The organism is Streptomyces hiroshimensis, assembly GCF_014650335.1.
GTDB classification, from domain to species: domain Bacteria; phylum Actinomycetota; class Actinomycetes; order Streptomycetales; family Streptomycetaceae; genus Streptomyces; species Streptomyces hiroshimensis.
Genome location: NZ_BMUT01000015.1, coordinates 149759 through 170201 on the forward strand (window position 1 = coordinate 149759; position 20443 = coordinate 170201).

A 20443-nucleotide genomic window follows, 5' to 3' on the forward strand; every position below is an offset into this window, starting at 1 on the left:
TGTGGCTTCGCCCGAGCCGCCCGGCTTGCCCGCTTTTACTCGGTGTTCGAATGGCGCGGTACCGGTCTCACGCGGTGCTGGAGATCTCCACCCCGGCCAGGTCCGTGTACTGCACCCCGCGCGGCGTGCGGTGGCTGCCGACCAGCTGGTGCCTGTTGGAGCGGGCCACCGTCACGAAGTTGTCCACCACCAGCGACCGGGTGGCCCTGCGCCAGGCCACGGCGATCTTCGTCACCGGCACGGGCGCGGTGAAGCGGCGTACGGCCATGCCGTGCCGGACGAACCGCTCGGCCACCCGCCGGTCCATGACGGCCACGGCCGTGCCCCGCTCGACGAACGCGCACACGCTCTCGTAGTCGGGCTCCTCCTGGACGATGCGCGGGGAGACCTCTCCCCACACCTGGCCGACGATGCGGTCGTACAGCTCCGGCGCGAGCTTCCTGGGCCACATCACGAGCGGCTCCTCCCGCAGCTGCTCGCGCGTGATGCGCAGGGAGGAGGTGAGGCGGTGGCCGGACGGGAAGACGGCCACCAGCTCCTCCTCGGCGAGGACGAAGGAGTCGACCTCGGGGCAGCGGGCCTCCTGCCGGACGAAGGCGACGTCGACCTGGCCGTCGCGCAGCATCTCGATGTTGCGGGCCGAGCAGCCGGAGTCGGTCTCCACCCGGACGGCCGGAAAGCGCTTGCGGAACTCCTCGACGATGTCCTGCTGCCCGAGCGAGGCGCCGGAGAGGCTGTAGGCCAGGCCGATCGAGCCGGCCCGGCCGGTCGCGACCTCCTGCAGGCGGGCGGTGAGGTCGTCGCAGAGGGAGAGGATCCGGTCCGCTCCCTCCACCAGCTCCCGGCCGGCCTCGGTGAGCTCGGCCCCCTTGGGCCCGCGGCCGGTGATCAGGTCGACGCCGACGTCCTTCTCCAGGGCCTTGACCTGTTGCGACAGTGCCGACTGCGTGATCCCCAGCGTTTCGGCCGCCCGTCCGAAGTGGAGCTCTCCGGCGAGCACGACGAAGTATTTCAGGCGCCGCAGGTTCATCATGTGGCCCGGATCCCCCTTTGTGGTGCTGTGTGCCGATGCATGGCCCCCGGTCGTCAGGGACGGGTGTCCACCGCTGCGGCGGACGTCTGCGGCGCCGCCGTCACCGTGGTGGCGGCGCTCGCCGCCGGGCGGGCGGCCCGCGCGCCGATCGCGAGGACGACGAGGGCGAGCACCTCGAAGCCCGCGCCGGCCAACGGCAGCCCGCCCAGGTGGCCGGCACCGGCGAAGAGCCCGCCGACCACGGCCGCCGCGGTCTGCCCGATGTAGACGGCGCTGTTGTTCAGCGCCAGGAGCATGTCCCCGTTCTTGCCGCCGATGGCCAGCAGGCGGTGCTGGATGAGCGGGAAGCTCGCCCAGTGCACCAGGCCCCAGACGGCGAGGCCCACGGCGGCGCCGACGACGGAGTGCAGGGCGAGGGTGAGCGCCGCGAGGACGGCGGCGAGCAGGGCGACGGTGGCGGCGAGGCCGCGGGTGGAGTCGACGCGGTCGGCGAGCCGGCCGCCGCCCATGACGCCGGCGAAGCTGCCGATTCCGAACAGCAGGAGCAGCCACGTGCGGTCCGCGTCGGAGGCGCCGCTGACCTTCTCCAGCACGGTGCCGAGGTAGGTGTAGACGACGAAGGTGCCGACGACCCACAGCGTGGTGGTGAGCATGGCGGTCGGGGCGCGCTTGATGCGCACGGCACCCAGGCGCTCGCGGACGCCGAGACCCGGGTTGCCCGCCACGGACGGGATGCCGGCCGCGGCGCCGAGCGCCGTGACGAGGGCGAGCAGGGCGACGAAGCCGAAGGCCCAGCGCCACGAGGAGAGCTCGCCGATGGCGTTGCCGATCGGGACGCCCAGGGCGATGGCGCTGGTCATGCCCGCGTAGACGATCGCGAGGGCGCGCCCGCGCCGCTCGGGCGCGGTGATGCGGGCGGCGACGGCGGAGGCGGTGGAGGCGTAGAGCGCGGCGGAGGCACCGGCGACGACGCGGCTCAGCAGCAGCACGGCGTAGTTCGGGGCGAACGCCGAGAGGGCGTTGCCCACGGCGAAGACGAGGAGCACGGCCAGCAGCAGCGTGCGCCGGTCGAGCCGGGAGGTGACGCTGGCCAGGATCGGCGCGGCGACGGCGTACGTGATCGCGAAGACGGTCACCGTCTGGCCGGCCGCGGCCGTCGACAGCTCCAGCTCGTCGCCGAGCGCCGGCAGCAGCCCGGACACGATGAACAGGTCCGTGCCGATCGCGAACATGCCGAGGGCCAGGAGCCAGACCTTCGCCGCGCCCGGCCACCCGCCCTTCGGCGCTTCCGCCGCTGCCTGCTGGGTCATCGCACAACCTCTCTCCCGGTTGCTAACCGGTAGTACGGTTACTCGGTGCGCGTAACCTATCATGGGGTTATGGCAGTGGAACAGGTGCAAGATCGCCAAGTGCCGGAGCGCTGGGTCTGGTACGGCGGGCGGCTGAGCGTCGACTTCGTCAACACCCTCCGGGACCGCTTCAAGGGCGGCCGCGAGCTGCTGGTGCGGCCCGGCGACCTCGCCGAGTGGTTCGCCGAGGCGGGCGTCACCCCGCCGGACGTCGTGGTGGACGATGCGCTCCTGCTGCAGGCCAGGGAGCTGCGCGAGGCCATCGACGCCGGATACCGGGCGAGCGTCGCGGGCGAGCCGTTCCCCGGGGCCGCGGCCGGGACGATCAACGTGTGGCTGGCGCGCCTCGGCGAGCACCCCTCGCGCCTCGACGTGCAGGACGGCACCGCCGTCTTCCGCACCGACACCGCGCCGTCCGACGCCCGCCGTGCGCTGTGCCGGATCGCCGTCGACGCCGCGACGCTGCTCGGCAGCGGGGACACGCGCGCGCGGCTGCGCATCTGCGACGGGCACAACTGCAGCGGCCGCTTCGTCGACAAGTCGGTGGGCAAGCGGCGCCGCTGGTGCTCGATGGCGATCTGCGGCAACCGCGCGAAGGCGGCGCAGCACCGCCGGAAGAACTGATCAGCATGGTGAGCGGGGCGGGGCGGGCCGGGTACATCCGGCCCGCCCCGCCCCGCTCTCCATGACGGACCGGGTTACGGCATGACGCCGGTCAGCACCCGCGCGTCGGCCCGGTCCGCCTCGAACCCCTCCCGTACGAGCCTGCGCAGCACGTCCTCCGTCCGGAGCGGCGCCACGCCCAGCTCCACCTCCAGCCCGGAAGGACCGCCGCCGCGCGGCGTGACGTCGTCCGCCCCGACGCCCAGGTCGGCCACCGAGGCCAGCAGCCGGGCGAGCTCGCCGGGCCGGTCCCCGAGGGCCACGCGCACCCGCACCGGGCCGGCGGCCGGCGCACCGTCGCGGCCCTGGATCACCCCCATCCCGGCGACGCCGCGGTCGAGGAGGCCGACCAGGCGCGCGAGGCCGGGCGAGCCCTCGCCCGCGGGCGCGGCCGGCAGCTCGTCGAGCGCGGCCAGCAGGTCGGAGAGGTCGGCTTGAAGGTCCCGCAGGACGCCGGCCACGGCGGCGGCGTTGGCCTGGAGGATGTCGCCCCACAGGCGGGCGTCGCCCGCGGCGATGCGGGTGACGTCGCGCAGTCCCTGGCCGGCGAGCCGGGCCGCCTCCCGCGGGGCGTGCTGCAGGCGCGCGGCCATGAGACTGGCCACGACGTGCGGCACGTGGGAGGTCAGCGCCACGGCGCTGTCGTGGGCCTGACTGTCCATCAGTACGGGCACGGCGCCGCACAGCGCGATCATCTCCAGGGCCCGGTTGAGGGTCTCCTGCGAGGTGCCCGCCGATGGGGTGAGCACCCACGAGCGGTCCTCGAAGAGGTCCGCCCGGGCGGCCAGCGGCCCCGACTTCTCCCGGCCGGCGAGCGGGTGGCCGCCGATGTAGGAGACGGCGTCGGCGAGGCCCGCCGACACGAGCCGCTCCGGCGCGGCCTTCACGCTCGCGACGTCGGTGTAGGCGCGGGCGAGGCCGCGCAGCTGCTGCTCGGCGAGGACGGGGCCGAGCCGGCCGGGCGGCACTGCGAGCACCGCCAGGTCCACCGGCCCGGCGGGGGCGGCCAGGATCCCGGCGCCCAGCGCCGCCGCGCATCTCGCCGCCGTCTCGTCCTCGTCCATGAGGTGGACCGTCACGCCGTGGCGGCTCACCGCGAGCCCCACCGACGTGCCGATCAGCCCGGTGCCGACTACTGCCATCGTGCGAATCACGGTTCACGCCCTCTTTCGGATGAGGCCGGTGAAGCCCGGGCGGGCCCGTCGCCGCGCCCGCCCGGGCTACGACGTCGGCAGAGCGATGGACTGCGGGTGCCGGAAGACGTTCCCCGGGTCGTACGCGGCCTTGATCCGCTGCAGCCGCGGGTAGTTGGCGCCGTAGTAGAGCGTCTGCCACGGCACTCCGGACCGGTTGTGCGCGGGGTCGGTGATGTCGGTGTCCGCGTAGTTGATGTAGCAGCCGTCGGTGGCCGCGCCCGGGACGGGATAGCCGCCGGTCGCGGCGAAGACCTCGGCGTAGGACTCGCGGGTCCAGCGCACGTTCGCGTCGTCGTCGGCACGGTCCGCCCACATCGACTGGAAGAGGGCCTTGAAGACGGAGTCGCGCTGGACGGAGGCGGTGTCCCCCGGCCGCACCGCGTTGATCCGGCCGCCGAAGGACAGCAGCGAGACCATCGAGCTCGGGTTACGGAGGTCGGTCCGGGTCAGGTGCCGGTGGATCGCGGCGATCTGCCCGTCGGTGAAGCTCCGGCGCATGTACGCGGACTTGTGCGCGCCGCGCAGCGTGGGGTTGACGAGCGCCGCGTTGTTGGTGCCGAGGAACTTCGTGGCGGTCAGCCAGGGCAGCCGCCGCGGGTGGAAGAGGTCCGGCATCGGGGGGTTCTCCCCCGCCGGGGCCGTCAAGGGCCGCGCCGCGCCCTTGCCGAGGGAGGCGGTGACCGCGGCGATGTAGTCGTGCAGCAGCCGCTCGGCGTCCGGCGCGCCGGCGTCCATCTGGGTCAGCAGGCTGACGGTGCCGTTGGCCTGGTGGCACAGGGTCAGGAAGCTGCACAGGGAGGCGTAGGGGGAATCGGCTCCCGCGTTCTTCTCGTGCCAGGCGCCGTAGTTGCGCACCAGACCGGTGAAGGCCTTCTCGTCCAGCGCGCTCCACGGCAGGGCCAGGGCGCTGACCAGTACCTCCTTCGGCGGCTGGATGAGCTGGCCGGCCGGGTCCGTGCCCCGGGCGCCGGGCGAGCGGAACCAGTAGCGGGTGATGACGCCGAAGTTGCCGCCGCCCGCCCCGGTGTGGGCCCACCACAGGTCCCGGTGCGGGTCGCCCGGCTCGCGCGTGGCGACGACGGGGCGCGCCCTGCCGTCGTCGCCCACGACGACGACCTCGACGGCGTAGAGGTGGTCGACGGTGAGCCCGTGCTTGCGCGAGAGCATGCCGTAGCCGCCGCCGCTGACGTGCCCGCCGACGCCGACGGAGTGGCACCGGCCGCCGGGGATGGTCACGCCCCAGCCCTTGTAGAGGGCCTCGTAGACGTCGAGGAGGGTCGCCCCGGCCTCGACGCAGAACGCTTTGCGCGCGGCGTCGTAGGAGACGGCGTTCATCGGCGTCATGTCGATGACCGTCTGCACCTGCGGGTTGAAGACGAAGTCGGCGTAGCAGTGCCCGCCGCCGCGCACGGAGATCCGCTTCCCGCCGTCGACGGCGTCCTGCACGGCGCGCACGGCGTGCTCGGTGGTGGCGACGAGCCGCACGGTCTCGGGCCGGCCCACCCAGCGGGCGTTGTTGCCGACGACGAGGTCGCCGTAGCGGGGGTCGCCGGGGCCGACCGTCACGGCCGGGAATCCGGTCGCGCCCGCGAGGCTCCCGGCGGGCGCGGCCGGGGTCGCGGGGGCGGCCGCCGCGGGGCGGGCGGTGAGCGCGCCGGCGGTGCCCGCCGCGGCCGCCACGGTCCCGGCGAGGAGGGACCTCCTGCTCGGGCCGGTCATGCGCCCCTCCTCGCACCGGGCAGCCACTCGGGCCGGGAGGAGCCGCGCGGCACCAGGACCTGGCGGTAGGCGCCCGGCGTCGCCGACATCCGGACCTGGTCCGTGACGCCCTGGTAGGCACCGAGCGGGGTGTCGGCGGTGAAGGTCTCGGGGTCGAGGTAGAGGTGGCGGGAGCTCGATCCGGCGACCTGGTGGGCGTAGTCGCGGTCGAAGACGCCCATGCTCAGGATCCACAGGGCGGCCCGGACGAGCGAGACGTGGACGCGGTAGCTGCCGCCCTCCTGCGCACGGCGGTGGAGCGCCTCGACGATGCCGACGGTGGTCAGCCAGGAGGTGATGTAGTCGTTGACGACCTGGACGGGCGGCAGCTGGGGGCGCTCGCCGTCGCCTTCGAGGTTCATGATGCCGACGAGGCTCCCGGCCGTCTGGTCGAAGCCGATCCGGTCCGCCCAGGGACCGGTGCGGCCGGCCAGGGAGTTCGTCGCGTAGACGATGCCGGGGCGCAGGGCCGCCGCCTCCTGCTCGGAGACGCCGATCTTGTCGAGGTAGCCGGGGCGGCGGTTGGCGTAGAAGACGTCCGCGCCGCGCAGGAGGGCCCGCAGGCGCCCGGAGCCCTCGGCCGCGTACGGGTCGAGGTAGGTCGAGCGGACGCCGACGTTGGCGCTGATGTAGCTGCGCTCGTGCTCCAGCTCGTCCGGCCGCCACAGGTTCAGCACGTCGGCGCCGTGCAGGGCGAGGGCGCGGCCGACCCCGGCGCCGGCGATGACGTGGCCCATGCCGAGGGCGCGGATCCCCTCCAGCGGCTGGGCGGCGCCCGGCGGCAGGGGTTCGGGGTCGCCGTCGCCGATCTTCTCGATCTCGATGAGCGGGGCGTGGGCGAGGACGTCGCGGTACTGCGGCTCGGCCAGGAACTCACGGGGCTCGCGCAGCATCGCCATGACGATGCCGGCGCGGTTGCCCGCCTCCTCCAGCTCGCGGGCGTCGCGGGCGGCGATGGCGGCGGCCACCGCGTCGGCGTCGTCCGGGACCCCCAGGAACCGCTGCGCCTCGACCTTGATCTTGGGGTACATGTTCTGGGGCATCATCCAGCGGCCGTCGCGGCTGCGGTAGAAGGCCCAGCCCAGGGCGTTGCTGGGGTTGGAGGACTCGCTGAGGGGACTGCCGTTGATCAGCTCCCACTTGCGGTCGTAGAAGGGGCAGAGCCGGTGCGGCGCCACCCGCAGGTCCATGGAGATGTCCTGTCCCCCGCCGCCGCGCAGCCGCCACAGCTTGGCGACGGCGGCGGACTTGGCGACGAGGGCGATGCCGGCGGCCGCGCCGAGGCGCAGCGTGGAGGGGACGACGGGGTCGGCGCCCTCGAAGGTGATGGTGCCGCCGGTGTCGGCGGCCGTCATGCCGACGCCCGCGAGGACGTCTTCGAGCGCGGCGTGGACGTCGAAGGCGTCGTCGGTCGCGGGGGCGGCGAGTGCCTTCTCGATCCGTTCGGTGAGGGGCGAGCTCGGGGCCGGGTTCGGGGCCGGGTTCGGGGCCGGGTTCGGGGAGGTCACGCCCGGGCCTCCGCGGTCTCGTGGTCGGTGGACAGGGCGACGTGCCGCCACGCCCCGAGCTCGCCGGCGACGTGCGCGAGCTTGGCCTCGATGCGGGCCACGCTGTCGCTGCCCAGCGGCAGCCGCAGCGGCGGCTCGGCGGTGTGCGCGAGGGCCACGACGGCCTGCGCGGCCTTGACCGGGTCGCCGATCTGCCGGTGGTTGGTCCGGGCGAAGTCGGCGCGGCGGGCCCCGGCGGTCTGCGCGTAGTCGTCGATGGCGTGCGCGGCGGGGCGCAGGCTCGACGGGTCGAAGAAGTCGGTGCGGAGCTGGCCGGGTTCGACGACGGTGACCTTGATGCCGAGCGCGGCCACCTCGGCGTTCAGGGCCTCGGTGATGCCCTCCAGGGCGAACTTGCTGGCCCCGTAGATCCCCGAGCCCGCCCCCTGGGCGAAGCCGCCGACGGATCCGATGTTGATGACGTGGCCGGCGCGCCGGGCCCGCAGGACGGGCAGGACGGCGCGGGTGACGTTGAGGAGCCCGAAGACGTTGGTCTCGAACAGCGCGCGGACCTCGTCGCCCGAGGTCTCCTCGATCGCCCCGACCACCCCGTACCCGGCGTTGTTCACCAGCACGTCGATCCGGCCGAAGCGCTCGACGGCACCGGCCACGGCCGTACGGGCCTGCGCCTCGTCGGTCACGTCGAGCGGGAGGACGAGCAGGTTGCCGCCGGTGTCGGGCAGGGTGTCCGGGAAGGCGCGGGGGTCGCGGACCGCGGCGACGACGTCGTCGCCGTGGGCGAGCGCGGCCCGGACGAGTTCCAGGCCGAGGCCGCGTGAGGCACCGGTGATGAACCACACCGTCATGTGATCAGCTTTCTCCAGAGGTGGTACGGGTTGCCGGCTCGCGGTGGGGTCAGAGGTTGCCGCGCAGCGCTTGGTCGCGCTCGATGGCCTCGAACAGCGCCTGGAAGTTGCCCCGGCCGAAGCCCTTGGCGCCGCGCCGCTCGATGATCTCGAAGAAGACGGTGGGGCGGTCCTGGACCGGCTTGGTGAAGATCTGCAGCAGGTAGCCGTCCTCGTCGCGGTCGGCGAGGATGTTCAGCTCCCGCAGCTCGTCCACCGGCACGCGCATGTCGCCGATGCGCTCGGCGAGGACGTCGTAGTACGCGCCGGGGGTGGTGAGGAACTCCGCCCCGGCGGCCTTCATCGCGCGGACGGTGCCGACGATGTCGTCGGTGGCGAGGGCGATGTGCTGCACGCCCGGGCCGCCGTAGAACTCCAGGTACTCGTCGATCTGCGACTTGCGCTTGCCGATGGCCGGCTCGCTGACGTTGAACTTCACCTTGCCGCTGCCGTCGCCCAGGGCCTTGGACATCAGCGAGGACAGCTCGGTGGCGATGTCCTCGTCGGTGAACTCCTGGATCTGGGTGAAGCCCATGACGCGCTGGTAGAACTCGATCCACTTGTCCATGGCGCCGAGCTCGACGTTGCCCACGACGTGGTCGATGAGCGTGAACAGAGGCTCGCTCTGCGGGCCGAAGCGGCCGGGGTCGACCGCCTCGTAGCCCGGCAGGTAGGGGCCCTGGTAGCGGGTGCGGTCGACGAGGGTGTGCACGGTGTCGCCGTAGGCGGCGATGCGGGCCAGCACGACCGTGCCGCAGTCGTCGGTGAGCTCGTACGGTTCGGCGAGGCCGTGCGCGCCCTGCTCGACGGCGCGGGCGTAGGCGGCGCGGGCGTCGGGGACCTGCAGGGCGACGTCGGTGACGCCGTCGCCGTGGGCGGCTATGTGCTCGGCGAGGACGCGGCCGGCCTCGGTGTGCGGCTGCACCGGCGAGGTGACGACGAAGCGGACGCCCTGCGACTCCAGCACGTAGGAGACGGTCTCGGGCGTGCCGGTCTCCGGGCCGCGGTAGGCGGTCACGCGCATGCCGAACGCGGTCCGGTAGAAGTGCATCGCCTGGCGGGCGTTGCCCACGGCGAAGACGACCGCGTCGTTGCCGAGGAGGGGGAAGGGGTCGGCGGCCGGGGCGGCGGGAGAGGCCAGAGGGGCGGAAGAGGGGGCGGCGAGGGCCGTGGAGAGAGCGTTCATCGGTTGTTCCCGTCTTTGGTGGGGCAAGAGGGGTCTGAGAAACAGGGGGACTGAAGGGCCGGGCGCCGGACCGCCGGGGCCGATGGGCCGGGCGGCGCGCGGCCCGGTCAGCCGCTGATGCGGGACCAGGTCACGGGCAGGGCGTCGAGCCAGCGCACGACCATGCCCTGCTTCCAGCTCAGCTCCTCCTCGGGGACCGCGAGCCGCAGTCCCTCGACGCGGCGCGCGAGCGCGGCGATGGCCACCTGCAGCTGCATACGGGCCAGGTGCGCGCCGGGGCAGAAGTGGGCGCCGAGGCCGAAGCCCAGGTGCGGGTTGGGGCCGCGCCCGAAGTCGAGCTCCTCGGGCGAGGTGAAGACGTCCTTGTCCCGGTTGGCCGCGCAGATGGAGCCGACGACGGCCTCTCCGGCGCGCACGACGGTCCCGCCGAGCTCGACGTCCTCGGTCGCGTAGCGGGGGAACATCGTGGAGGTGTGGAAGGGGGTGTAGCGGATCAGCTCCTCGACGGCCGCGGGCACGAGGGCGGGGTCCGTGCGCAGCCGACCGAACTCCTCAGGGTGCTGCATGAGGACGAGCACGAAGTTGGCGAGGGTGAGCACGGTGTTCTGCACGCCGGGGGCGAGCAGGCGCACGGCCACCAGGACGAGCTCGTCCTCGGTGAGCCGCTCCGGGTCCTCGTCCCGGGCCTGGATCATGCCGTTGAGGAGGCTGTCGGTCGGCTCGCTGCGGCGGATTCCGACCAGCTTCGCCATATAGCGGTGGAGATTTCCCATGTATTCGTTCATCTTCGCCGGCGGGAGCGAGGTGGTGGAGACCACCGCCTGCGACCATTCCTGGAAATCCGCGCGATCCTCGAAGGGAACGCCGAGCAGTTCGCAGATCACGGTGACGGCCAGCGGGTTGATGAATTCGGCCATCAGGTCGGCCGGGGTTTCCCCGGATTCCTTGCGGGACAATGCGTCGAGCAGCTCGTCGGCTTTCCGCTCGGTGAGCGGGCGCAGCCGTTCGGTCTGCCGCGGGGTCAGGCCGGCGTTGGCGACGCGGCGCAGCCGGGTGTGGTCCGGGGGGTCCATCGACAGCAGCCCGCGGTCGACGACCTCCTCGCCGATGCGCGGCTCGTCCCGGTGGAGCGTGGCCGCCCGGCTGAAGGTGTTGTCCGTCATCACCTTGCGGATGTCGGCGTAGCGGGTGGCCAGCCAGGCCTCGTCGCCGTAGGGCAGCTGCACCCGGCTCAGCGGCTCACTCTCGCGGAGCTCCGCGTAAAGCGGGTCCAATTCGAGTCCGGACGGTTCGCCGAATGGGTAGGACCGCACCTGGAGTGCCTTGTCGTCATTCACCTTCAGGACGTCCTTTCCGGAAGCGGCTGCGCACGGAAATGGAGTCTGCTGAGGTGAATTTGTAGTGTCAAGCTATCTTGTCTACTGACGCGATTCGGGTTTGCTTATCTTCGCAGCTGGAATCGGCTTCCGGGGCGGCCGGGGGCGCCTCATGACCTCGGTCACACAAAGAAAAAACCGGACTGCCGACCGGTGAAATTACCAATGGAATGCAAAGTTCCGCCCTGCGTTTCATAACGCGGAAATCAGAAAAGGAAAAGCGGGCGCCGTGCCCTCCGGCACGCGCCCGCTCACCTGTCCCTCGCGGTACGGCTCCCCGCACCCGCCCCGCTACGCGCCGTCCGGATCCGCCCGGTCCAGCGCCGGACGCGGCCCCGGGCCGGTCTCCAGCAGCAGGTAGTCCGCGGCGGCGGTGTCCGTCACCAGGCTGGTGACCAGCCCGGAGCGCAGCACCGCACCGATCGCCGCGGCCTTGCGCTGCCCGCCCGCGATCGCGACGACCTCCGGAATGCGGCGCAGCCGGTCGGCTTCGACCGTGATGCAGCGCTCGCCCAGGTCACGTCCGATACGGCGGCCCTCGGCGTCGAAGAGGTGCGCCGACATCTCGGCGGCGGCGCCCAGGGAGGCGTAGTGGGCCCGCTCCTCCTCGGTGAGCATGTCGTAGACCGTCGAGATGCCCGGCGCCCACGAGCCGATGGAGACGGCGGCGACGGTCACCTTGTCGAAGTAGTCGAAGGCGCGCGCGATGCCCGTCTGGCCGCGCAGCGCCGCGGCCGTGGCCGGGTCCGGCAGCAGCATCGGCGCGTAGATCGGGTGCGCCTCGCCGCCCGAGACCTGCGCGGCACGGCGCACGGCCTCCACCGAGCCGCGCTCCGCCGTGCCCGCGTCGTAGACACCGGTGAGCTGGACGACGGTGCACGGCGGCAGCCGGTGCAGCGCCGCGGCCATGTGAATGGTCGAGCGGCCCCAGGCCAGGCCCAGCACGTCGCCCTCGTGCACCAGCTCGCCGAGCAGGTCTGCGGCCACCTCGCCGAGGTTCTCGGGGTCGGGCGCGTCCTCCGCGGCATCGGCGGGGGACTCGACGACGACCGCGTGACGCAGGCCGTAGCGGGCGCGCAGCGCATCGGAGCGCTCCGCGTCCAGCTCGGCCGGGACCCGGATCTCGATCCGCACGAGATCGCGCTCGAGCGCCGTCTCCAGCACCCGGGCGACCTTGAAGCGGCTCACGCCGAACTCCTCGGCGATCTGGATCTTCGATTTGCCCTCGAGGTAGAAGCGGCGGGCCATGGCCGCCGCCTGCACCAGCTCGGCGGGCCCCATCGGCGTGGCTGAACGGCCCGTCGACACCACCGTCTCCTCACTGTTTTCACGCTGTTCGAGCTTGGACTCCACCGTCATCCTGTCAGAAACGGCGGTCCTTGATCAGACCTTGACCTTCGCGCTCAGCATTTCGGGCGAGCGCGGCACCCCGCTCAGTGCCCGCAGGCCCAGGCCGCACCGGCCGTGACGCGCTCCGCCTGGGCGCGCAGGGCCCGTACGGTCGCCGCCGGGTCCTCCGTACCGTAGACGGCGGATCCGGCCACGAACACGTCCGCGCCGGCCTCCGCGCACCGTTCGATCGTCTCCGCCGAGACCCCGCCGTCGACCTGCAGCCACATCTGCAGACCGTGCCGCGAGATCAGCTCCCGGGTGCGGCGGATCTTCGGCAGCATGATGTCCAGGAACGCCTGGCCGCCGAAGCCGGGCTCGACGGTCATGATCAGCAGCATGTCCAGCTCGGGCAGCAGGTCCTCGTACGGCTCGATCGGCGTCGCCGGCTTCAGCGCCATCGAGGCGCGCGCGCCCTTCGCCCGGATCTCCCGCGCGAGCCGCACGGGCGCGGCGGCGGCCTCCGCGTGGAAGGTCACCGACCCGGCGCCGGCCTCCACGTACTGCGGCGCCCAGCGGTCCGGGTCCTCGATCATCAGATGGCAGTCCAGCGGGGTGTCCGTGGCCCGGCTCAGCGACTCGACGATCGGCACGCCGAGGGTGAGGTTGGGGACGAAGTGGTTGTCCATGACGTCCACGTGGAGCCAGTCGGCGCCCTTGACCGCCTCGGCCTCGTCGGCGAGTCGGGCGAAGTCCGCGGACAGGATGCTGGGGTTGATCTGCACGGCCATGCCTTAAGCCTCCCATGTCCGCTGCGCGGCGCTGACACGGGCTCCACCGGTGCGGCGCCCTCCGCCCCGCCGGGACCCTCCCCGGGCCCCGGCCCCGGGGCCGGATCGAAGAGGCGAGGCCTCATCGCTCGGGCCGGCCGTCCGGCCGTGGCACACGGACCGAGGGCAGCCCGGCACCGCCGGACACCGCCGTGGGGATCGCGCACCGCGGCGTCGGAACGAAGAGGCGCGGCCTTTTCACCGTCTGCGCGGCGACGGTGGCCGGGCTCGTGAAGGGGCGCAGCCCCTTCAAAACCGCCGCCGCGGCGCGCAACCACCACGGCGCGGCCCGGCGGTGCCGGACCGGGCCGCTACGGGCGGACCCGGAAGCCCGCCGCAGGCGCTACGCGGTGCGGCGCAGGAGGGCCAGGTACATCGCGTCCGTGCCGTGCAGGTGCGGCCACAGCTGGACGTCCGGGCCCTCGCCCAGTGCCGGAACGCCCTGCATGTGCGGGCGCGCGTCGATCCACTCCGCGCTCACGCCGTCCCGCTTGAGCACGTCGTCCACGACGGCCTTCGTCTCGGCCGGGTGCGGCGAGCACGTCGCGTACCCCACGACACCGCCCACCCGCACGGCGCGCAGCGCCTCCCGCAGCAGGTCGCGCTGGAGCGGGGCGAAGCCGGCCACGTCCTCCGGGCGGCGGCGCCAGCGGGCCTCCGGGCGGCGGCGCAGGGCGCCCAGACCGGTGCAGGGCACGTCCACGAGGACCCGGTCGAAGACGCCCTCGCGCCACGGCGGCCGCGTGCCGTCCGCGGCGATGACCTGGTACGGGCCGGGGTTCCCGGCGAGCGCCCGCCCGACCAGGCGGGCCCGGTGCGGCTGCTTCTCGGAGGCGAGCAGCGCCGCCCCCCGCTCGGCGGCCAGCGCCCCGAGGAGCGCCGCCTTGCCACCGGGACCGGCGCAGCCGTCCAGCCAGCGCGCGTCCGGGCCCTCCACGGGCACGGACGCGAGGGCGAGGGCGACCAGCTGGCTGCCCTCGTCCTGGACACCGGCGCGGCCTTCCTGCACGGCCTCCAGCGCCCCGGGCTCGCCGCCCTCGGCGAGCCGCACGGCGTACGGCGACCAGCGGCCCGGCAGGGCCGAGTCCTCGCCGACGGCCGCCAGCAGCTCCTCCGGCGTGGAGCGGCCGGGCCGGGCGACCAGCGTGACCTCCGGCCGCTCGTTGTCGGCCTCCAACAGGTCCTCGATGCCGGCGCGGCCGCCGCCGAGGGCGTCCCACAGGGCGGAGACGACCCAGCGCGGGTGCGCGTGCACCACGGCGAGGTGCTCCTCGGGGTCGTCCTCGTAGGGCGGGGCGACCTTCTCCAGCCACCCGTCCAGGTCGTGCGCGGTGATCTTCCGCAGCACGGCGTTCACGAACTTCGCCCGCCCGTCGCCGAGCACGACGCGCGCCAGCTCGACGCTGGCGGAGACCGCCGCGTGCGGCGGGATGCGCGTGCCGAGCAGCTGGTGCGCGCCCAGGCTCAGGACGTCCAGGACCGGCGGGTCCACCTCGCGCAGCGGCCGGTCGACGCAGGAGGCGATGATCGCGTCGTACGTCCCCTGGCGGCGCAGCGTGCCGTAGACCAGCTCCGTGGCGAGCGCGGCGTCGCGCGTGTCGAAGTCCCCCTTCTCCCGCGCCTTGCGCAGCAGCGGCGGCAGGACCAGGTTCGCGTACGCGTCCCGCTCGTCGACCGCCCGCAGCGCCTCGAAGGCGAGGACCCGCACCGGGTCCTTCTTGGGCCGGCGGTAGGGCTTTGCGGGGCGTCGGGCGGGACGGTCGTTCACGAAAGGTGCTCCGGGGCAGGCTGGGTGACGAAGGTGTCCAGCCTACGCTCTGCGCTCTGCGCTCAGGCCGTGCCGAGGCGCTCGCCTGCGGCGATACGGACACCGCGGGCCCAGTCGGCCGCCTTCATCGGCTTCTTGCCCTGCGGCTGGACCCACTGCAGCTCGACGGCGTACGAGCCGGTCCCCACGTGCACGGAGTTCTTGGCAGCGACGATCTCGCCGGGCGCGAGGCCCTCCCGGTCCGTGGCGGGCAGCACCGACATGACCTTCAGCCGCTCGCCGCGGAAGAGCGTCCAGGCGCCCGGCGCCGGGGCGCACCCGCGGACCACGCGGTCCACGCGCAGGGCGGGCGCGGCCCAGTCGATCCGGGCGTCCTCGACATTGATCTTCGGGGCGAGGGAGACGCCCTCGGCGGGCTGCGGCACGGCCTTGAGCGAGCCGTCCTCGATGCCGTCCATGGTCGCGGCGAGCAGGCCGGAGCCGGCGAACGCGAGCCGGGTCAGCAGGTCGCCGCTGGTGTCGGTGGGCCGCACCTCCTCGGTGACCACGCCGTAGACGGGGCCCGAGTCCAGGCCCTCCTCGATCAGGAAGGTGGACGCGCCGGTGACCTCGTCGCCCGCGAGGATCGAGTGCTGCACCGGGGCCGCGCCGCGCCACGCGGGCAGCAGCGAGAAGTGCAGGTTGACCCAGCCGTGCACGGGGATGTCCAGGGCGGCCTTCGGCAGCAGCGCGCCGTAGGCGACGACCGGGCAGCAGTCCGGGGCGATCTCGCGCAGCCGGGCGAGGAAGTCCTCGTCGCGCGGGCGGGCGGGCTTGAGCACCTCGATGCCGGCCTCCTCCGCGCGCTCGGCGACGGGGCTCGCCACCAGGCGGCGACCGCGGCCGGCCGGGGCGTCGGGCCGGGTGACGACGGCGACGACCTCGTGGCGGTCCGAGGCGAGCAGGGCGTCGAGGGCGGGGACGGCGACCTCGGGGGTACCGGCGAAGACGAGCCTCATGGGTGGCGAACTACCTCTCCTCGAGCGCCGAGCGGAACGGCCCACCAGTCTAAAGGGCCCGGCCCCGAGGGGGCGTACGGATTGTCACGCGCCTCATTCCGGCGGATGTGCGCCCCCATACCGTGACCCGGCGGCCCATGGCGCGTTGTGGTCAAGAGAGATTGACCGCACCGGGCCGCTGCCGCGGCCCTCTTCCGTTGCTCGTCGACGTAACGCGTCAACTCTCGTCTTTTTCCGTCCTTTTACCCCGCCGGTCCGAGAGGCTTCTTCATGGCCGACCACGCAACCCACGACGCCCAGGCACGGGCCAGCCTGCATCTGTTGGTCCGGGACATCGAGCGGGTCCGCAGGCAGGTGGACGCCCTGCGCACCCTCACCGCTCAGCTGGGCAACGTCTACCGCCCGCGGCGCACCGGCCCCTCGGCCGGCTTCGTCGTCTACGGGCGGGCACCCGCGCCGACCGTACGGCTGGCGCAGGAGTTGCGGGACAGCGTCGAAACCCTGGTGACGGCCGCGGTCGACTTCGACCGCTCGCTGGGCTTCTCGTGGGACGCGGTGGGCTCGGCCCTCGGGGTCACCAAGCAGGCGGTGCACCGCCGTTACGGGGCGCGCCGGGCCAACGGGGCCGCTTCCGCGGAGGCGGCGGAGGCGGTCCGCACGGCCGAGCCCGCGCCGGTCCCGGTCGTCCCGGCGGCCCGCACGGTCCCGGGCCAGGCCCCGGCCCCCACCCACCGCGAGGACCAACGCCCCCCGGCCTTCCCGGGCCCCCGCAACGGCTAGCCCTGCGGGCGGCTCCTGCAACGACGGCCCCGGGCACGTCGCTCGTGGTTGCTCGCCACCACAGCGGAGTCAAGGGGCGCAGCCCCGAAACCCACGTGCCGCGGCGTCGGCCACCCCACTCCCGCCGCCGCGGCGAGCAACCCGCGACGACGCATCCGGCGGTGCCGGGCCCACCTCAGGCCGCGCGGCACCGCCGGACCCCGCCGTCTCGGCCGATCGCCGTCGCGGCGGATCCAAGGGGCGCAGCCCCAAGACCCACACGACCCGTTCCGGGCGCACATTCCCGCCGCCGCGGCGAGCAACCCCCGACGACGCATCCGGCGGTGCCGGGCCCACCTCAGGCCGCGCGGCACCGCCGGACCCCGCCATCTCGGCCGATCGCCGTCGCGGCGGATCCAAAAGGGGCGGAGCCCCGAAACCCTCGTGGCCCGTGCCGGGTACGACCTCCCGCCGCAGCGTATGGGACGCGCCCGCGCATATTTCCCTCCGCCGCAACGGCGCTCAGCCCACCGCAAGGTGACCGGCGGTGCCGGGCCCGCCTCAGGTCAGGCGGGCCGTGGGCGTCGCGGCACCCCGCAATAAGCCCGCACCCCCGCCGGAGGCGAACCGTCAGCCGATGTCCGGTGGGTCGACGCGCAAGCGCACCGGTTCGCCGTCGCGGCGGGTGAGCCGTATCGCCTGCGCCGTCTTGAGCGCGGCGGCCAGCGCCGCTCCCCGCCCGGGGCGGACCCTGAGCAGGGCCCGTTCCCACCGCTCCCCCGGCGGCGGGTCGCCGGGCCGGCGCGGACGGCCCGCGGCCGTCACGGGCAGCGGCACCGGCCCGAGCACCTCCGCATCCTCAGGCAGCTCCGCCGCGGCGAGCAGGTCCGCCACATCTTCCGGCGGCCCGGAGACGGACGCCATCCGCGACACCGGCGGGAAGCCGAGCTCGGCGCGGTCGGCGAGCTCGCGCATCGCGTGCCCGGCGGGATCCCACCGCACGAGCGCCTGTACGGGCCGCAGCGTGGGCTCCGCGACCACCACGACGACACCGCCCTCCGTCTGCCCGCGCACGAGCGCCGCCGCGGACAGCCAGCGCCGCAGCGCCTCCTCCCCCGCCCGCAGGTCGGGGAAGCCCAGCAGGGCCCAGCCGTCGAGCAGCAGCGCCGCGGCATAGCCGCCCTCGGCGACGGGCTCCGCGCCGGGCGTGGAGACGACGATCGCGGGCCGGTCCGGCACCGTGTCGAGGATGTGATCGCGCCCGGAGGTCCGTACGGGCACGGACGGGAAGGCCCGGCCGAGCTCCTCGGCCGTACGCCGGGCACCCACGATCTGGGCCCGCAGCCGCACGCCCCCGCACTCGGCGCAGTGCCAGCCCCTGGTCTCCTGCCCGCACCAGCCGCAGTGCAGGGCCCCGTCCCCGTCTCGGGCCTCCAGCGGACCGGCGCAGTGCCCGCACCGGGCGGGCTCGCGGCACCGCTCGCAGGCCAGCCGCGGCGCATAGCCCCGCCGCGGCACCTGGACCAGCACCGGCCCGTGCTTGAGGCCCTCGCGGGCGGCCTGCCAGGCGAGGCTGGGCAGCCGCGCGGCGCGCGCGGCGGCGTCCCGCGCCTCGTCGCCGTCGCCGACGGTGCGGATGACGGGAGCCGCGGCCCGCACGGTCTCGCGGGCGGCGGCCAGCGGCAGCGCCCAGCCGGTGTTGACCAGCTGGGCGGCCTCGACGGTGCAGCCGAAGCCGCCGAGGAGGAACGCGGCCTTCTCGTGCACCGCACGCTGCACGAGGACCTCGCGGGAGTGCGGATGCGGGGCGTTCTGCGCGCTGTGGCTGGAGTCGCCGTCGTCCCAGACGGCGACGAGCCCGAGGTCGCGCACGGGCGCGAACATCGCGGCGCGCGTGCCGACCACGGCGCGCACGGCCCCCCGGCTGACCGCGAGCCAGCGGCGGTACCGCTCTTCCGGGCCGAGCTCGGCCGTCAGCAGCACATGGCGGCCCTCGCCGAGCAGCGCGCCGAGCGCGGCGTCGACCCGGGCGGCGGCCCGCCCGTCGGGCACGACGACCAGTGCACCCCGGCCGGAGGACAGCGCGGCGGCCGCGGCCCGGGCGAGCTCCTGCGGCCAGTGCGGGCCGGGCAGCGCCGTCCACACCGCGCGGGGCGTGTCACCGCGCGCCACGGCGTCGAGGAAGGCGGGACCGGCCGGATACCGGGACCAGCTCCCCGGCTCCGGCGCCCCCGGCGGAGGCAGCGGCGCAGGCGAGGGCTCGGCCTCGATGCGGGCGTGCCGGGGCGGAACGGCCAGCTGCAGCACATCGGCGAGCGAACCGGCATACCGGTCGGCGACCGACCGGCACAGATCGTAGAGGGCCGGGCCGAGCACCGGCTCGGGCGAGAGGACCTGGGCGATCGCGGCGAGCGGCCCCTGGTAGTCGGACTCGGCGACCCGCTCGACGATGTACCCGTCGAGGAGCCCGCCGCCCTCGCGACGCCCCCCGCGCACATTGCGCGTCCCGGCGCCGAACCGCACGCGCACCCGCACCCCGGGCCGGGCGTCGGCGTCGAGCTCCTCGGGCACGGCGTAGTCCCACAGGCGGTCCAGGTGGACGGGCCCCTTGTCCACGAGCACCCGCGCGACGGGCAGCGTCTTGGCCAGGGGGGCGTTCCGCCACGTGCGCGGCTTGGCCTTGGGCGCCTTCGCCTTGGCCTCGCGCACGCTCTCCCGTATGAGCGCGAGCTGCTCCCCCTGCTCCGGAGGCTTGCCCTGGGACCGCCCGTTCTCGCTGCTCACAGCCACAGTCCTACCAGACGCCACTGACAACGCCGGGCGGGCTGGAATTCCAGCCCGCCCGGCGTCGGGGACGGCAGTGATCGGGGCGTACCCCGGGGTGCCTAGAGCCCGGCGGCCTTCTTCAGGGCGTCCACGCGGTCCGTGCGCTCCCACGTGAAGTCCGGCAGCTCACGGCCGAAGTGACCGTACGCAGCCGTCTGCGCGTAGATCGGGCGCAGAAGGTCGAGGTCGCGGATGATCGCGGCGGGGCGCAGGTCGAAGACCTCGGCGATCGCGTTCTCGATCTTGTCGGTGTCGATGGTGTTGGTGCCGAAGGTCTCCACGAACAGGCCCACCGGCTCGGCCTTGCCGATCGCGTACGCCACCTGCACCTCACACCGCGACGCCAGACCCGCCGCCACGACGTTCTTGGCGACCCAGCGCATCGCGTACGCGGCCGAGCGGTCGACCTTGGACGGGTCCTTGCCGGAGAACGCGCCGCCACCGTGACGGGCCATGCCGCCGTACGTGTCGATGATGATCTTCCGGCCGGTGAGGCCGGCGTCGCCCATCGGGCCGCCGATCTCGAAACGACCGGTCGGGTTCACCAGGAGGCGGTAGCCGTCGGTGTCCAGCTTGATGCCGTCCTCCACCAGCTCCTTCAGCACGTGCTCGACAACGAACTCACGGATGTCGGGCGCCAGAAGCGAGTCCAGGTCGATGTCCGACGCGTGCTGCGAAGAGACGACCACCGTGTCGAGACGGACGGCCTTGTTCCCGTCGTACTCGATCGTCACCTGCGTCTTACCGTCGGGACGCAGGTAGGGAATCGTCCCGTTCTTACGGACCTCCGACAGACGACGCGAGAGCCGGTGCGCCAGGTGGATCGGCAGCGGCATCAGCTCCGGCGTCTCATCACACGCGTAGCCGAACATCAGGCCCTGATCGCCCGCACCCTGCTTGTCGAGCTCGTCCTCGTCACCCTCGACACGGCTCTCATACGCCGTGTCGACACCCTGGGCGATGTCCGGCGACTGCGCACC

The 20443-nt window shown here is 73.9% G+C and carries 16 protein-coding genes; 2 read left to right on the forward strand and 14 right to left on the reverse strand.

Going from position 1 to position 20443, the window contains the following annotated elements:
• Positions 1–67 precede the first annotated feature (67 nt).
• Both IE241_RS28695 and IE241_RS28700 read right to left on the reverse strand, forming a co-directional pair.
• Positions 68–1033 (reverse strand): LysR family transcriptional regulator, encoded by a 966-nt coding sequence (locus IE241_RS28695; protein WP_190024757.1) that lies wholly within the window; start codon positions 1031–1033, stop codon positions 68–70.
• A 53-nt stretch (positions 1034–1086) separates the two neighbouring features.
• On the reverse strand, positions 1087–2343 hold the full coding sequence (locus IE241_RS28700) for an MFS transporter (RefSeq protein WP_190024758.1): 1257 nt from the start codon (positions 2341–2343) through the stop codon (positions 1087–1089).
• A gap of 69 nt (positions 2344–2412) precedes the next feature.
• Between IE241_RS28700 and IE241_RS28705 the strand changes: the two genes are divergently transcribed.
• The gene (locus IE241_RS28705; protein WP_190024759.1) at positions 2413–3006 is read left to right on the forward strand and encodes a CGNR zinc finger domain-containing protein; all 594 of its coding nucleotides are present in this window, start codon (positions 2413–2415) and stop codon (positions 3004–3006) included.
• Positions 3007–3080: 74 nt separating this feature from the next.
• Here the strand turns inward: IE241_RS28705 and IE241_RS28710 are convergent, their stop codons facing one another.
• From IE241_RS28710 to fmt, 10 genes are all read right to left on the reverse strand, one after another.
• The gene (locus IE241_RS28710; RefSeq protein WP_373300795.1) at positions 3081–4196 is read right to left on the reverse strand and encodes a prephenate dehydrogenase; all 1116 of its coding nucleotides are present in this window, start codon (positions 4194–4196) and stop codon (positions 3081–3083) included.
• 69 nt (positions 4197–4265) lie between these two features.
• On the reverse strand, positions 4266–5960 hold the full coding sequence (locus tag IE241_RS28715) for an FAD-binding oxidoreductase (RefSeq protein ID WP_190024761.1): 1695 nt from the start codon (positions 5958–5960) through the stop codon (positions 4266–4268).
• A complete protein-coding gene (locus IE241_RS28720) occupies positions 5957–7507 on the reverse strand; it encodes a CoA transferase (protein WP_190024762.1) in 1551 nt (516 codons plus the stop codon). Before IE241_RS28720 ends, IE241_RS28715 begins: the two co-directional genes overlap by 4 nt.
• Complete coding sequence (locus IE241_RS28725) at positions 7504–8352, reverse strand: oxidoreductase (RefSeq protein WP_190024763.1); 849 nt, start codon at positions 8350–8352, stop codon at positions 7504–7506. Before IE241_RS28725 ends, IE241_RS28720 begins: the two co-directional genes overlap by 4 nt.
• A gap of 49 nt (positions 8353–8401) precedes the next feature.
• The gene (hppD, locus tag IE241_RS28730) at positions 8402–9577 is read right to left on the reverse strand and encodes a 4-hydroxyphenylpyruvate dioxygenase (protein ID WP_190024764.1); all 1176 of its coding nucleotides are present in this window, start codon (positions 9575–9577) and stop codon (positions 8402–8404) included.
• 107 nt (positions 9578–9684) lie between these two features.
• The gene (locus tag IE241_RS28735) at positions 9685–10914 is read right to left on the reverse strand and encodes a cytochrome P450 (protein WP_190024765.1); all 1230 of its coding nucleotides are present in this window, start codon (positions 10912–10914) and stop codon (positions 9685–9687) included.
• A gap of 330 nt (positions 10915–11244) precedes the next feature.
• Positions 11245–12234, reverse strand: a complete 990-nt coding sequence (locus IE241_RS28740) for a sugar-binding transcriptional regulator (protein WP_190024793.1) — start codon at positions 12232–12234, stop codon at positions 11245–11247.
• A gap of 152 nt (positions 12235–12386) precedes the next feature.
• Complete coding sequence (rpe, locus tag IE241_RS28745; RefSeq protein ID WP_190024766.1) at positions 12387–13073, reverse strand: ribulose-phosphate 3-epimerase; 687 nt, start codon at positions 13071–13073, stop codon at positions 12387–12389.
• 382 nt (positions 13074–13455) lie between these two features.
• Entirely contained in the window at positions 13456–14880 is a 1425-nt protein-coding gene (locus IE241_RS28750) for an RsmB/NOP family class I SAM-dependent RNA methyltransferase (protein ID WP_190024767.1), read from the reverse strand.
• A gap of 62 nt (positions 14881–14942) precedes the next feature.
• Positions 14943–15878: a methionyl-tRNA formyltransferase gene (fmt, locus tag IE241_RS28755; protein WP_190024768.1), complete on the reverse strand. Its 936-nt coding sequence runs from the start codon at positions 15876–15878 to the stop codon at positions 14943–14945.
• Between the two features lie 270 nt (positions 15879–16148).
• On the opposite strand from fmt, the gene IE241_RS28760 reads away from it, so the two are divergent.
• Positions 16149–16658 (forward strand): hypothetical protein, encoded by a 510-nt coding sequence (locus tag IE241_RS28760; protein WP_190024769.1) that lies wholly within the window; start codon positions 16149–16151, stop codon positions 16656–16658.
• A 609-nt stretch (positions 16659–17267) separates the two neighbouring features.
• Here IE241_RS28760 and IE241_RS28765 read toward each other — a convergent pair.
• On the reverse strand, positions 17268–19421 hold the full coding sequence (locus IE241_RS28765) for a primosomal protein N' (protein WP_190024770.1): 2154 nt from the start codon (positions 19419–19421) through the stop codon (positions 17268–17270).
• A 101-nt stretch (positions 19422–19522) separates the two neighbouring features.
• The coding region (gene metK, locus IE241_RS28770) for a methionine adenosyltransferase (protein WP_190024771.1) at positions 19523–20443 on the reverse strand (921 nt) is incomplete at its 5' end.

Coding starts and splice junctions, on each gene's coding strand:
- IE241_RS28695 (WP_190024757.1), bottom strand. CDS start 1,033: ATGATGAACCTGCGGCGCCTGAAATACTTCGTCGTGCTCGCCGGAGAG.
- IE241_RS28700 (WP_190024758.1), bottom strand. CDS start 2,343: ATGACCCAGCAGGCAGCGGCGGAAGCGCCGAAGGGCGGGTGGCCGGGC.
- IE241_RS28705 (WP_190024759.1), top strand. CDS start 2,413: ATGGCAGTGGAACAGGTGCAAGATCGCCAAGTGCCGGAGCGCTGGGTC.
- IE241_RS28715 (WP_190024761.1), bottom strand. CDS start 5,960: ATGACCGGCCCGAGCAGGAGGTCCCTCCTCGCCGGGACCGTGGCGGCC.
- IE241_RS28725 (WP_190024763.1), bottom strand. CDS start 8,352: ATGACGGTGTGGTTCATCACCGGTGCCTCACGCGGCCTCGGCCTGGAA.
- hppD (WP_190024764.1), bottom strand. CDS start 9,577: ATGAACGCTCTCTCCACGGCCCTCGCCGCCCCCTCTTCCGCCCCTCTG.
- IE241_RS28740 (WP_190024793.1), bottom strand. CDS start 12,234: ATGGGGCCCGCCGAGCTGGTGCAGGCGGCGGCCATGGCCCGCCGCTTC.
- rpe (WP_190024766.1), bottom strand. CDS start 13,073: ATGGCCGTGCAGATCAACCCCAGCATCCTGTCCGCGGACTTCGCCCGA.
- fmt (WP_190024768.1), bottom strand. CDS start 15,878: ATGAGGCTCGTCTTCGCCGGTACCCCCGAGGTCGCCGTCCCCGCCCTC.
- IE241_RS28760 (WP_190024769.1), top strand. CDS start 16,149: ATGGCCGACCACGCAACCCACGACGCCCAGGCACGGGCCAGCCTGCAT.